This window comes from Serinicoccus chungangensis (assembly GCF_006337125.1).
Classification (GTDB): domain Bacteria; phylum Actinomycetota; class Actinomycetes; order Actinomycetales; family Dermatophilaceae; genus Ornithinicoccus; species Ornithinicoccus chungangensis.
Genome location: NZ_CP040887.1, coordinates 801,262 through 813,044, shown reverse-complemented (window position 1 = coordinate 813,044; position 11,783 = coordinate 801,262). Strand labels below are relative to the sequence as shown.

12 protein-coding genes and 2 tRNA genes are annotated in these 11,783 nt (G+C 72.7%); 6 read left to right on the top strand and 8 right to left on the bottom strand.

The features are described 5' to 3' along the window. Positions 1 to 95 precede the first annotated feature (95 nt). Positions 96 to 467, top strand: a complete 372-nt coding sequence (locus tag FHD63_RS03720; RefSeq protein WP_139720232.1) for a YidH family protein — start codon at positions 96 to 98, stop codon at positions 465 to 467. After that, on the top strand, positions 464 to 820 hold the full coding sequence (locus FHD63_RS03715) for a DUF202 domain-containing protein (protein ID WP_139720230.1): 357 nt from the start codon (positions 464 to 466) through the stop codon (positions 818 to 820). Before FHD63_RS03720 ends, FHD63_RS03715 begins: the two co-directional genes overlap by 4 nt. A gap of 144 nt (positions 821 to 964) precedes the next feature. Here the strand turns inward: FHD63_RS03715 and clpX are convergent, their stop codons facing one another. The 3 genes from clpX to FHD63_RS03700 all read right to left on the bottom strand — a co-directional run bounded on the left by clpX (position 965) and on the right by FHD63_RS03700 (position 3,822). Then, on the bottom strand, positions 965 to 2,242 hold the full coding sequence (gene clpX, locus FHD63_RS03710; RefSeq protein ID WP_139720229.1) for an ATP-dependent Clp protease ATP-binding subunit ClpX: 1,278 nt from the start codon (positions 2,240 to 2,242) through the stop codon (positions 965 to 967). Positions 2,243 to 2,468: 226 nt separating this feature from the next. Next, positions 2,469 to 3,131 carry an ATP-dependent Clp protease proteolytic subunit gene (locus tag FHD63_RS03705; protein ID WP_139722962.1) on the bottom strand — a complete coding sequence of 221 codons (663 nt, stop codon included), beginning with the start codon at positions 3,129 to 3,131 and terminating at the stop codon, positions 2,469 to 2,471. Positions 3,132 to 3,213: 82 nt separating this feature from the next. Next, on the bottom strand, positions 3,214 to 3,822 hold the full coding sequence (locus FHD63_RS03700) for an ATP-dependent Clp protease proteolytic subunit (RefSeq protein WP_139720228.1): 609 nt from the start codon (positions 3,820 to 3,822) through the stop codon (positions 3,214 to 3,216). Positions 3,823 to 4,022: 200 nt separating this feature from the next. Between FHD63_RS03700 and FHD63_RS03695 the strand changes: the two genes are divergently transcribed. Continuing rightward, the gene (locus tag FHD63_RS03695) at positions 4,023 to 4,952 is read left to right on the top strand and encodes a DMT family transporter (RefSeq protein WP_139720227.1); all 930 of its coding nucleotides are present in this window, start codon (positions 4,023 to 4,025) and stop codon (positions 4,950 to 4,952) included. Positions 4,953 to 5,101: 149 nt separating this feature from the next. Here FHD63_RS03695 and FHD63_RS03690 read toward each other — a convergent pair whose 3' ends face one another. The 3 genes from FHD63_RS03690 to FHD63_RS03680 form a co-directional block, all read right to left on the bottom strand. Continuing rightward, entirely contained in the window at positions 5,102 to 6,028 is a 927-nt protein-coding gene (locus FHD63_RS03690; protein ID WP_139720226.1) for a hypothetical protein, read from the bottom strand. A 148-nt stretch (positions 6,029 to 6,176) separates the two neighbouring features. Then, on the bottom strand, positions 6,177 to 7,568 hold the full coding sequence (tig, locus tag FHD63_RS03685) for a trigger factor (RefSeq protein ID WP_139720224.1): 1,392 nt from the start codon (positions 7,566 to 7,568) through the stop codon (positions 6,177 to 6,179). Positions 7,569 to 7,661: 93 nt separating this feature from the next. Further along, positions 7,662 to 7,738 (bottom strand) — tRNA-Pro (locus FHD63_RS03680). 83 nt (positions 7,739 to 7,821) lie between these two features. Here FHD63_RS03680 and FHD63_RS03675 point away from each other — a divergent pair. Then, a tRNA-Gly gene (locus tag FHD63_RS03675) sits at positions 7,822 to 7,895 on the top strand. Positions 7,896 to 7,929: 34 nt separating this feature from the next. Here FHD63_RS03675 and FHD63_RS03670 read toward each other — a convergent pair. Beyond that, positions 7,930 to 8,481 (bottom strand): NADPH-dependent FMN reductase, encoded by a 552-nt coding sequence (locus FHD63_RS03670; RefSeq protein ID WP_139720222.1) that lies wholly within the window; start codon positions 8,479 to 8,481, stop codon positions 7,930 to 7,932. Between the two features lie 23 nt (positions 8,482 to 8,504). Continuing rightward, complete coding sequence (locus tag FHD63_RS03665) at positions 8,505 to 9,548, bottom strand: DNA polymerase IV (protein WP_139720220.1); 1,044 nt, start codon at positions 9,546 to 9,548, stop codon at positions 8,505 to 8,507. Positions 9,549 to 9,677: 129 nt separating this feature from the next. Here FHD63_RS03665 and FHD63_RS03660 point away from each other — a divergent pair, with 129 nt between their 5' ends. Both FHD63_RS03660 and FHD63_RS03655 read left to right on the top strand, forming a co-directional pair. Then, positions 9,678 to 11,429, top strand: coding sequence for a hypothetical protein (locus FHD63_RS03660; protein ID WP_139720218.1), 1,752 nt, complete (start codon positions 9,678 to 9,680; stop codon positions 11,427 to 11,429). Positions 11,430 to 11,558: 129 nt separating this feature from the next. Then, on the top strand, positions 11,559 to 11,756 hold the full coding sequence (locus tag FHD63_RS03655) for an antitoxin (RefSeq protein WP_139720217.1): 198 nt from the start codon (positions 11,559 to 11,561) through the stop codon (positions 11,754 to 11,756). The last annotated feature ends 27 nt before the right edge of the window (positions 11,757 to 11,783 follow it).

Here is an 11,783-nt window from a genome sequence, read left to right as displayed (position 1 = left end):
GGGCCGCACCGGACGCGCGGCGAACCCGCACCCGAGGCATACCTCCCTGCCTATGCTGGCGCCATGACAGCCCGCGCCGACCCGACCACCCGGTGATGAGCAAGGGCTCCGGGCGCGCCCGGTTCCCCCGGTCGGTCTACGCCCTGGGCAGCGACCCCGACCCGCGGTTCAGCCTGGCCAACGAGCGCACCTTCCTCGCCTGGATCCGCACCGCGCTGGCCTTCCTGGCGGCCGGGGTGGCGCTCGAGGCGCTGGCGGTGCCCATCGCGCCGGGGTACCGGCTGGCGGCCTCCGCCGTCTTCGTCGTCCTCGGGATGCTGGCGGCGGTGCAGGCGTGGGTCGGCTGGTTCCGCGTGGAGCGCGCGATGCGCGAGGGTCGGACCCTCCCACCCCTCACCATCGGTGCGGTCATCGCCGTCGGCGTGCTGCTGGCCATCCTGCTCGTCGCGGCAGGCCTGCTCGCGTGAGCACCGCGCCCGACCGCCCCTACGACCCCGGGCTGCAGCCGGAGCGCACGCTGCTCGCGTGGCGCCGGACGGCGCTCGCGCTGGCGGTGGTGTCCGCCGCGATCGCCCGGTATGCCGGTGACCGCCTCGGCCTCGTCACGGCCGCCCTCGTGGGTGCTGCGGGGGTGGCGGGTGCCGGGTGGGCCTACCACCGGGCGACCCAGCGCTACCGACGGGTCCATCGGTGGCTGCACCAGGAGGACACGCTGGCGGGTGACGGCCTCGCCTTCGCCGTCGCCAGCGCGTCGCTGGGGGTCGTCGCGCTCGCCGCGGCGGTCTACGTCACCCAGGTGGGGCTGGAGCGGCTCGGCTGACGCGCGCAGAGGCGCAGGGTCGGCCCGAGCGGCACCGCCACGCGTCCGGTGCGGCACCGCCATGCGTCCGGTGCGGCACCGCCACGCGTCCGGTGCGGCACCGCCATGCGTCCGGTGCGTCCTGAACGCGCGTCCGGTGCAGGGTCAGGCGCTCTCCTTGCGCTGCTGACGCTTGCGGGGGGCGACGTCGCGCCGGACGATCGTCGGGTTGACGTTCTCCTGGACGACCTCGCGGGTGATGACCACCTTGGCGATCTGGTCGTCGGAGGGGACGTCGAACATCACCGGCAGCAGCACCTCCTCGAGGATGGCCCGCAGCCCGCGGGCGCCGGTGCCGCGCAGCAGCGCCTGGTCGGCGATCGCCTCGAGCGCCTCGTCCGCGAACTCCAGCTCGACGCCGTCGATCTCGAACATCTTCTGGTACTGCTTCACCAGCGCGTTGCGCGGCTCGGTGAGGATGTTGACCAGGGCGTCGCGGTCCAGCGGCGACACCGTCGTGATGACGGGGAGGCGGCCGATGAACTCCGGGATGAGCCCGAACTTCATGAGGTCCTCCGGCAGCACGTCCCCGAAGTGCTCGCCGGCGTCCTTGGCCGACTTCAGCTCGGCGCCGAAGCCCAGCCCCTGCTTGCCGGTCCGCGACTCGATGATCTTCTCCATGCCGGCGAAGGCCCCGCCGACGATGAAGAGCACGTTGCCGGTGTCGATCTGGATGAACTCCTGGTGCGGGTGCTTGCGCCCGCCCTGCGGCGGCACGCTCGCGACCGTGCCCTCGAGGATCTTCAGCAGCGCCTGCTGCACGCCCTCGCCGGAGACGTCCCGGGTGATCGAGGGGTTCTCGCTCTTGCGGGCGATCTTGTCGATCTCGTCGATGTAGATGATGCCGGTCTCGGCCTTCTTCACGTCGAAGTCGGCGGCCTGGATGAGCTTGAGCAGGATGTTCTCGACGTCCTCGCCGACGTAGCCGGCCTCGGTGAGCGCTGTCGCGTCGGCGATGGCGAAGGGGACGTTGAGCATCCGCGCCAGGGTCTGGGCGAGGTAGGTCTTGCCGCACCCGGTCGGTCCGATGAGCAGGATGTTGGACTTGGCGATGTCGACGTTGTCCTCGCCGCTGCCCTTGCCCTCACCGGCCTGGATCCGCTTGTAGTGGTTGTAGACCGCGACGGCCAGCGCCCGCTTGGCGGGGTCCTGGCCGACGACGTAGTTCTGGAGGAAGTCGAAGATCTCGCGCGGCTTGGGCAGCTGGCCCAGACCCAGGTCGCTGGACTCGGCCAGCTCCTCCTCGATGATCTCGTTGCACAGGTCGATGCACTCGTCGCAGATGTAGACCCCGGGGCCGGCGATCAGCTTCTTGACCTGCTTCTGGCTCTTCCCGCAGAACGAGCACTTCAGCAGCTCACTGCTCTCGCCCATACGTGCCACCTGGTCGTCCTTCCTGAGCTCGGGCCTGCGGTCCGTCGGACGGGCCGGGCCCGTCCTGTCCGCCCGACGCTACCTTGCCGGGAGGGGTTTGGGCAGGGTTTTCCGGGCGTCGCCCGCGTGTTGGTGCCCGCTGTCCGCTGTCAGCGCAACCACCTGCGCCGGCGCGGCGACGGGGAGGCCGACGGCCGGGTCCGCGCGGACCCGGCCGTCGGCATACCTCGGGACCTCAGTCGTCCAGCGAGGCCTTGCGCGAGGCGAGGACCTCGTCGACGAGGCCGTACTCCTTGGCCTCGGCCGCCGTGAGGATCTTGTCGCGCTCGATGTCCTTCTGGACCTGCTCGGGGGTGCGCCCCGAGTGCTTGGCCCAGGTCTCCTCGAGCCAGGTGCGCATGCGCAGCACCTCGTTGGCCTGGATCTCGATGTCGGAGGCCTGGCCGTAGTCGCCGCCCGCCAGGGCCGGCTGGTGGATGAGCACCCGGGCGTTGGGCAGCGCGAACCGCTTGCCCGGCGCCCCGGCCGCCAGCAGCACGGCGGCCGCCGACGCGGCCTGGCCGATGACGAAGGTCTGCACGTCCGGCTTGATGTACTGCATCGTGTCGTAGATCGCGGTCAGCGCGGTGAACGACCCACCGGGTGAGTTGATGTACATGAGGATGTCGCGGTCCGGGTCCTGGCTCTCCAGCACGATGAGCTGGGCGATGATGTCGTCGGCCGACGCGTCGTCGACCTGGACGCCGAGGAAGATGATCCGGTCCTCGAACAGCTTGGTGTAGGGGTCCTGGCGCTTGGTGCCGTAGGAGGTGCGCTCCTCGAACTGCGGCAGGATGTAGCGGCTGCTCGGCGCGAGCGGCGCCGCGATCCCGCCACCGGGCTGCGCGGGGGTGCCCATCCAGGCGCCACCGGCGTAGGGGCTGTGCTGCTGGGGGTAGGTCATGGGGAGATCAGCTCTCTTGTCGCGTGCGGGTGGCCGGTCAGGAGGTGGGCGACGACGGCGCGTCGCCGGAGCGCTCGTAGACGTGGTCGACGAAGCCGTAGTCCTTGGCCTCGGCCGCGGTGAACCACCGGTCGCGGTCGGAGTCGCGGGTGATCTGCTCGACGCTCTGCCCGGTGTGCTCGGCGATGAGCTCGGCCATCTGCTGCTTGATGTGCAGCATCTGCTCGGCCTGGATCTTGATGTCGGAGGCGGTGCCGCCGATGCCGCCCGAGGGCTGGTGCATCATCACCCGGGCGTGCGGGGTGGCGTAGCGCTTGCCGGGGGCGCCCGCGGAGAGCAGGAACTGCCCCATCGAGGCGGCCAGGCCCATCGCGACGGTGGCGACGTCGTTGGGGATCCACTGCATGGTGTCGAAGATCGCCATGCCGGCGGTCACCGAGCCGCCCGGAGAGTTGATGTAGAGCCAGATGTCCTTCTCCGGGTCCTCCGCGGCCAGGAGGAGCAGCTGGGCGCAGATGGCGTTGGCGTTGTCGTCGCGCACGTCCGAGCCCAGGAAGATGATGCGCTCCTTGAGGAGCCGGTTGTAGATCTGGTCGTCCAGGCCGGCCTGTGCCGGGCGCTCGGCCATGGTGGTGTCCTCAGTCATGTGCTGCTTTCCCTCGCTTCGTCCGGGGTATGCCGTGCGGCACCTGTGCTTGTCAGTGACCCTAACGCCCGGCCCGGGCACGACACTCCCGCACCGGGGTGATGTTCGCCGTGAGCGCACTGCCCCACCCGGCCACGGGTGCGCGGGGCCGCGGCGCCCGCCCGTCGGCGCTCGGCCCCCCGGCGTTCTAGGCTTGACCGGTGACCGCCACCTCCCGCACCGACCGCACCTGGCTGGTGGCCCTGGCCGCCTCGCTCTGGGGGCTCTCCGCCCTCTGGCGCGGCCCCCTCGCCCAGGAGCTGCCGTCCCTGGCCATCGTCTTCTGGGAGCACGTGCTGCTCACCCTGGCCCTGCTGCCGTGGCTCGTGCCGGCCCTGCGCCGGTGGCGGGCCGCGACGCCGCGCACGCAGGTGAGCGTCCTCGTCATCGGCGCCGGCAGCTCGGCGCTGGCGACGACGCTGTTCACCGCCGCCTTCCGGCTGGGCGACCCCATCACGCCCCAGGTCCTGCAGAAGCTGCAGCCCTTCATCGCCCTGGCCCTGGCCGCGGTGCTGCTGGGCGAGCGCCTGCGCCGGTCCTACCTGCTCTTCCTCGTGCCCGCGGTCGTCGGGGCGTGGCTGATGACCTTCCCCGACCCCCTCGCGGTGAGCGTGAGCTCGGCCCAGGCGGCGCTGCTGGCCCTGGGTGCCGCCGCCCTGTGGGCGGCCGGGACGGTCCTGGGCCGGGCGGCCAGCGCCGAGCTGCGCTTCGTCGACCTCACCGCCCTGCGCTTCTTCGTCGGCCTGGTCACGCTCGCGGTCATCGCCGGCTTCACCGGGACCCCGCTCGCGGTGCCGCTGTCCGCGGCGCCGTCCATCCTCGCGCTCGTCCTGCTGCCCGGGCTCGCGGCCATGACGCTCTACTACCGGGCGCTGCGGCACACCCCCGCCGCGCGGGCCACCCTCGCCGAGCTCACCTTCCCCCTCACCGCCGCCCTCATCGGCGTCGTCGCCTTCAGCAGCCGGCCGGAGCCCACGCAGTGGCTGGGCATGGCGGTCGTCGTCACCACCGTGGTGGCCCTGTCGCTGCACGAGCACCGGGCGCAGCGCCCCTCGGTCCGCGCCCCCGCGCCCGCCGACGCCCTGCGCTGACCGCTCCCCGGCCCACCCCGGCCCTCCCCTCCCGGCCCGCACAGTGCGCGACTGCACCGGGTATGTCGCGAAATCCCCCTGCTGGGCGACACATCCGGTGCAGTCGCGCACCGCGGCCGCAGCCGGTCTCGTCGAGCGCGTGCGGACCCTCAGCCTCGTCCCGGGAAGTGGCGGCGCCACTCGTCGCTCGGCGGCCCGAGCGGGATGCCCCGCTGCGCGAAGATCCGGCGCAGACGCTCCACCGTCCGGCCCGGCGTGCGATAGATGTCGGCGCCGACGAGCACGACGATGCGCCACGCAGCGTCCTCGAAGTCCTCCCGGCGCCCGAGGTCCGCCTCCCACTGGTCCTCCCGCTCGACGTGGTGCCGCCCGTCGTACTCCACCGCGGTCCGTGTCGCCCGGTCCCCCGCGTCGAGCCGCCGCATCAGGTCCCCCCGGTCGTCGTGGAAGCGCAGGTCTGTCTCGAGCTCGGGAAGGCCCGAGAGCACGCGCAGCATCCGCGCCCGGGTCTCCATGGGTGAGTCCACGCCGGCCCGGACGAGGCCGGCCGCTCGCCGGGCGAGGCGGGAGCCCCGGCCCGTCGACTCCTGCGCACCCTGCCCCAGCCGCTCGGGCGTGATCCGGCGTCGGGCGACGAGGCTGTCACCCAGCACCACCAGGTCGACGAGGTCGAGGACGCGCGCGCAGTCGAGGAAGGTGTCCAGCGGCGTCGTGACCCGCTGACCCCGGAAGACCACCGGCTCCCGCGACGAGGCGTGCACGACGAGATCCTCGCGGGCCGACCGCGGCCGCCCCGTCGGCACGCTGACGTGCGGACGCACCGCGTGCGGGACGACGCCACCCCACAGCCCTGCGGCGGTGTGGTGGGACGCGAAGGCGTCGGCCGGCGCGACCAGCAGCACGGCCCGTGCGCGCACGTAGCCGTCCACCCGCACCCGGCGGTCGACATACACGCCGCGCAGCAGGCACACGTGGTCCCGGTGCAGCTGCGCCCGCGTCATCCCCGCCTCGCGCGCACGGCGGTACGTGAACGGCATCGCCGTGAACCCCTCGGCGCTCCCCTCAGGCTGGCTCATCGAGCCAGCGTGCCCGCTCCCCTCCCGTGCTCGCAGACGTTGTCCACAGCCCACCCCGAGCAAGAAAAATAGCGACTGCACCGGGTATGCCGTGAGATCGCCCTGCTGGGCGGCATACCCGGTGCAGTCGCGCACCGTGCGTGGAGGGTCAGGCCTTGGCGGCGGTGTCCTCGTCGGAGGCGTCGGCCTCGTCGACGGGGTCGGTCTCGTCGGCGTCGACGACCTCGTCGCCGGCCTCCATGACCTGGTCACCGGCGGCGACCTCGTCCTCGTCGTCACCCTCGATGGCGTCCAGGTCGACCACGTTGCCGTCGGTGTCGGTGACCGTGGCCTGCTCCAGGACGTTGGCCAGCGCCTTGCGGCGGCCGACCTCGGCGACCATCGCGGGCACCTGGTTCTGCTGGTCGATCTGCTGCGCGAACTGCTGGGCGTTCATGCCGTACTGCTGCGCGGTCATCATGATGTACTCGATGAGCTCGCCCTGGTCGACCTCGACCTCGTCGCGCTTGACCAGCGCGTCGAGCAGGAACTGCGTCTGCATGGCCTTGGTCGTCGACTCGGTCACCTCGGCACGGTGCTCATCGTCCTCCAGGCGGTTCTCGCCCTCGAGGTGACGGTGCACCTCGGCCTCGACGAGGCTGTCCGGCACCGGGATCTCGACCATGGCGAGCATGGCCTCGAGGACCTTGTCGCGGGCCGCGACGCCCTGCTCGAAGCGGGCGCCCTGCTCGGCCTGCTGGGCCAGGTCGGCCCGCAGCTCGTCCATGGTGTCGAACTGGCTCGCCAGCTGGGCGAACTCGTCGTCCAGCTCGGGCAGCTCGCGCTCCTTGGCGGCCTGCACGGTCACCGTGACGTCGGCCTTCTCGCCCTTGCGGTCCCCACCGGCGAGCGGGGACTGGAACTCCACCGTGTCCCCGGCCTTGGTGCCGCGCAGCGCCGTGTCGAGCCCGTCGAGCATGGTGCCCGAGCCGATCTCGTAGGAGACGCCGGTCACCGAGTCGATCTCCTCGTCGCCGATGACGGCGGTGAGGTCGATCGTCAGGTGGTCGCCGGTCTTGGCCTTGCGCTTGATGGGCTTGAGGGTGCCGAAGCGCTCGCGCAGGTTGTCGATCCGGGTCTGCACGTCCTCCTCGGAGGCCTGCACCGGGTCGACCTCGACCTCGATGCCAGAGAAGTCCGGGAGGTCGAACTGCGGGACGATGTCGACCTCGGCCTCGAAGGCGAGGTCCTGGCCCTCCTCCATCGGCAGCGAGGTGAGGTTCACCTCGGGCTGGCTCAACGGGGTGAGGTCGTTCTCGGTCATCGCCTGCGTGTAGTACTCCGGGAGCGCCTCGTTGACGGCCTCCTGCACCACGGCACCGCGCCCGAAGCGCTGGTCGATGATCCGGTTCGGGACCTTGCCCTTGCGGAAGCCGGGGATCTGCACGTTGGCGCCGATGCTCTTGTACGCGGCGTCCAGCCGCGGCTTGAGGTCGGCGGCGGGGACCTCGACGGTCAGCTTGACCCGGGTCGGGGTCAGGGTCTCGACAGCGCTCTTCACTGCTGGTTGCTCCGTTGTCATGTCGGGGGTATGTCGTGGCCCGCCGGGCACAGCTCGGCCGCGGGCGGGCACGCGGATCAGCACCATGCTAGGTGGTCGGGGTAGCCGGATTCGAACCGGCGGCCTTCCGCTCCCAAAGCGGACGCGCTACCAAGCTGCGCCATACCCCGTGCTGGGGCGGCGTCACGGCCGCCCGCGGTGGAGGTTTAGACTAGCCGCTCGGCCGGGGCGAGCAGGACGTCGCGCTGGTCACGCGGGTGTAGCTCAATGGTAGAGCCCCAGTCTTCCAAACTGGCTACGCGGGTTCGATTCCCGTCACCCGCTCCACCGGTGCTCAGGTCCGTGACCCGACCGCCACGCGTCACGACTGCTGCTGGCGGACGGTCTGCTCGACCTGGTCCAGCAGCGTCCCCAGCTCTCCAGGACGCCGCTCGTTCGGGCGCACCTCGGCGCCGTCGAACTCCTCCATGGTGGACAGCGACACCTGCTGACGCACGACGACCGTGCTGTAGTTCGCCAGGATGAGCCGCCAGTGCTCGATGGCACGGACGCCACCCTCGGAGCCGTAGCCGACGAGGCCCGCCGCCTTGCCCTGCCACTCGGGGTAGAGCCAGTCCGTGGCGTTCTTGAGACCACCCGGGACCGAGTGGTTGTACTCCGGCGTGACGAGCACGAAGCCGTCGCACGCGTCCACCGCGGCGCTCCAGGCCAGCACGCTGTCGTAGGGGTACTGCTTCTTCGCACCACCCGGGACCTTCTCCCACTCCAGCAGCGGGACGCCGAAGGTCTTGAGATCGATGAGCTCGAACTCGGTCGAGCCCTCGCGGGCCCGGGCCTGCTCGTGCACCCAGCGCCCGACGCTCTCGCCCTTGCGGCCCTCGCGGAGGGACCCGATGATGATGCCGATCTTCATGGCACCATCCGACCACGCCCGGCTCAGGAGCCGTCGGCCGGGGGCACCATCTCCCCCCGGACGCCCAGCAGCCGCACCGGCCGGTCGTCCTCCAGCCGCTCGTAGAGCGCGAGGGCCTCGCCCGCCAGCACCGCGGGGTCGGTGGTGGGCTCCGGGAGGACGTGGGACCGGTGCACGGTGAAGAACGGCGCGAAGCGGACCTTGAGGTGCACCCGCCGGACCGGGCGGCCCTCCTCGTGGACGTCCTCGACGACCCGCCGCGCGAGCTCGCCCAGCGCCTCCCGCACCTGGCCGGGGGTGACCAGGTCCTGCTGGTAGGTCGTCTCCCGCCCCCGGGCGCGCGCCACCCAGGGCGTGTCGTCCGGACGGTCCGCGCCCTCCCCGCGCGCCAGCCCGGCCAGCCGGGGGCCGTTGCCCGGCCCGAACTCGGCACGGAGCACCTCGTCGTCGGCGTGGGCCAGCTCGGCGACCGTGGCGATGCCGAGCCCCGCCAGCCGGGTCGCGATCCGGCGGCCGACACCCCACAGCGCCGTGGTGGGGCGTGGGCCCATCACCTCGAGCCAGGTCTCGTGGGTGAGCACGGCCGTGCCGCGGGGCTTGCCCAGGTCGGTGGCGGTCTTGGCCCGGACGAGGGTGTCGCCGATCCCGACCGAGCAGTGCAGCGCCGTCTCGCGCAGCACCGCGGCCTGCAGGCCCCGCGCCACCTCCTGGGGGTCGTCGGCCAGCACCCCGACGAAGGCCTCGTCCCAGCCCAGCACCTGCACGACGGCCCCCGGCCAGGCGCGCAGGACGGCCATCACCCGCTCCGAGGCGTCCTCGTAGGCGGGGAGGTCCAGCGGCAGGAACACCGCCCCGGGGCAGCGGCGGGCGGCGACGCGCAACGGCATACCGGAGCGGACGCCGTGCTCCCGCGCCTCGTAGGAGGCGGTCGACACCACGGCCCGCTCGGTCGGGTCGCCCCGGCCGCCCACGACGACGGGCCGGCCGGCCAGCTCGGGCCGGCGCAGCACCTCCACGGCGGCCAGGAACTGGTCCAGGTCGACGTGCAGCACCCAGCGGCGGCTCACCCGACCATGGTGACCGAGCCCGGCCCCCGGCGCCACGGGGCGTGTTGCCCGCGGGGACGGGTGACCGCTCGGGTTAGCGTGAAGAGGTGTCGCCGGGACCGTCGGCGCGCGGCCGATCGCAGGAGTCGTATGTCTGACCACCACACCCGTGCCCGTCGCCGGTGGGCGGCGCTGGCCGCGTCAGCCGTGGTGCTGGCCGCCTGCACGCCGGGTGCGGACTCCCCGGACGACGCGGGCGACGGCTCCGGCACGACGGCGGGGTCGGGCGGCTCCGGCGCGGAGGGGACCGACTCCTCCAGCGGCGCGCTGGTCGCGGTGCCGGCGACCGGCCAGGAGACGATGGTGCTCGGCGGTGCCACCGCGGCCGAGCTCTCCGTCCAGGCCTCCCGCGCCTTCTTCGAGAGCGCCCCCGTGGTCGTCGTCGCGGCGCAGGACGAGCAGCTGGCCGCGGCCTCCGCCGGTGTCGCCCTCGGGGCGCCGGTGCTCGTGGACGGCCCCGGGGTGGTCGAGGAGGTCGAGCGGCTCGGGGCGGGGACGGCCCTCACCGTCGGCCCCGTCGAGGACCCGGGAGTCGACGTGCTCGCCGTCGAGGACGGGCCAGGTCTGGCGGAGGTCCTGGGGGCCGACGCCGGGGGCGAGCCGGTGCCCGACGGCGAGCAGGTGAGCGCGCTGCTCGGGCTGGACCCGGACGGGGGGAGCGTCCTGCAGGGGCCTGCCGAGGAGGCCTCTGCCGACGCCGGTGCCGACGCCGCGGCGCAGACCTCGGGGGACCCCGGCGGGCAGACGGCCGCCCCCGCGGAGCCGCTGGAGTCCGACGTCGAGGAGCTGCCCGGGACCGCACGGCCCGAGCCGGTCGGAGGGACGACCGTGCTCAGCACCGGCGCCGACCGGGACGCCGCGGCGGTCGCCACGGCCCTGGCCGCCGGGGCGCCGGTGCTGGTCGCGCCGGAGGCGGACCCGCGGGCCTCCTCGGAGGTGGTCCGCGCGATCGCCGACGCGGCCCCGGGCGCGGTGGTCGGCGTCGGTCCGGAGTTCGGTGACACCGAGACGCTGACCTCGACCGCCCGCGCGGCGGCCACCGGCGTCGAGCTGCCCGGCGGCGGTCAGCTGGTGCTGCCCGGCAAGACCTACGTCGCCCTCTACGGCAACCCGACGACGTCCTCCCTCGGCGTCCTCGGCGAGCAGGGGCCGGAGGAGACCGTCGCGCGGGCCGAGGAGATCGCCGGTGCCTACACCGATCTCGTCGACGAGCCGGTCGTGCCGGCCCTGGAGATCATCGCCACCGTCGCCAGCTCCGACCCCGGCCCGGACGGCAACTACTCCAACGAGATGGACGTCGAGACCCTGCGACCCCTCGTCGACCTGGCGGCCGAGCACGGGATGTACGTCGTGCTCGACCTGCAGCCGGGGCGCACCGACTTCGTGACCCAGGCCGAGCTCTACGAGGAGCTGCTGGTGCAGCCGCACGTCGGCCTGGCCCTCGACCCGGAGTGGCGACTCGGCCCCAGCGAGGTGCACCTGCAGCAGATCGGGCAGGTGGACGTGGCGGAGGTGGACGCCGTCGTGGACTGGCTGGCCGAGCTCACCCGCGACCACGACCTGCCGCAGAAGATGCTCGTCCTGCACCAGTTCCAGACCCGGATGATCCCGGGGGTGGACGAGGTGGACCAGTCGCGTCCCGAGGTCGCCGTGCTGATCCACGCGGACGGGCAGGGCGCCCAGGCGGACAAGCAGGGCACCTGGCGGTCGTTGCACGACTACGCGCCCTCGGTGACCCACTGGGGCTGGAAGAACTTCTACGACGAGGACCTGCCCGGGCCGCTGTCACCGGCCGAGACGATGCAGGTCGAGCCGACCCCCGACTTCATCAGCTACCAGTAGGACGCCCGGCCCCGTGCCCCCCTCCCCCGGAGGGGATCCCGTGTCGACAGCCTGGCTGTGGTGTGTTTGCCTGGGGGGCAGGACAGGTGCCCCGACCGGGGTGCCCGAACGGATGGAAGGAGCGACGTCATGGGTTTCATGGACAAGGCCAAGGACCTGGCGGGACAGCACGACGAGAAGGTCGACCAGGGGGTCGAGAAGGGCGGTGACCTCGTCGACGACAAGACGGGTGGCCAGCACTCCGAGCAGGTCGACAAGGCCCAGAACTTCGCCAACGACCGGGCCGACCAGTTCGGGGGCGTGGACGACGAGGACGACAAGGCCTGAGCCGCACCGGCACGACGAGGCCCCCGA

What these genes read in the sequence shown, in the direction of transcription:
- FHD63_RS03720 (WP_139720232.1), top strand. Translation starts at nt 96, where the DNA reads ATGAGCAAGGGCTCCGGGCGCGCCCGGTTCCCCCGGTCGGTCTACGCC.
- FHD63_RS03705 (WP_139722962.1), bottom strand. Translation starts at nt 3,131, where the DNA reads ATGGGCACCCCCGCGCAGCCCGGTGGCGGGATCGCGGCGCCGCTCGCG.
- FHD63_RS03700 (WP_139720228.1), bottom strand. Translation starts at nt 3,822, where the DNA reads ATGACTGAGGACACCACCATGGCCGAGCGCCCGGCACAGGCCGGCCTG.
- FHD63_RS03690 (WP_139720226.1), bottom strand. Translation starts at nt 6,028, where the DNA reads ATGAGCCAGCCTGAGGGGAGCGCCGAGGGGTTCACGGCGATGCCGTTC.
- FHD63_RS03670 (WP_139720222.1), bottom strand. Translation starts at nt 8,481, where the DNA reads ATGAAGATCGGCATCATCATCGGGTCCCTCCGCGAGGGCCGCAAGGGC.
- FHD63_RS03660 (WP_139720218.1), top strand. Translation starts at nt 9,678, where the DNA reads ATGTCTGACCACCACACCCGTGCCCGTCGCCGGTGGGCGGCGCTGGCC.
- FHD63_RS03655 (WP_139720217.1), top strand. Translation starts at nt 11,559, where the DNA reads ATGGGTTTCATGGACAAGGCCAAGGACCTGGCGGGACAGCACGACGAG.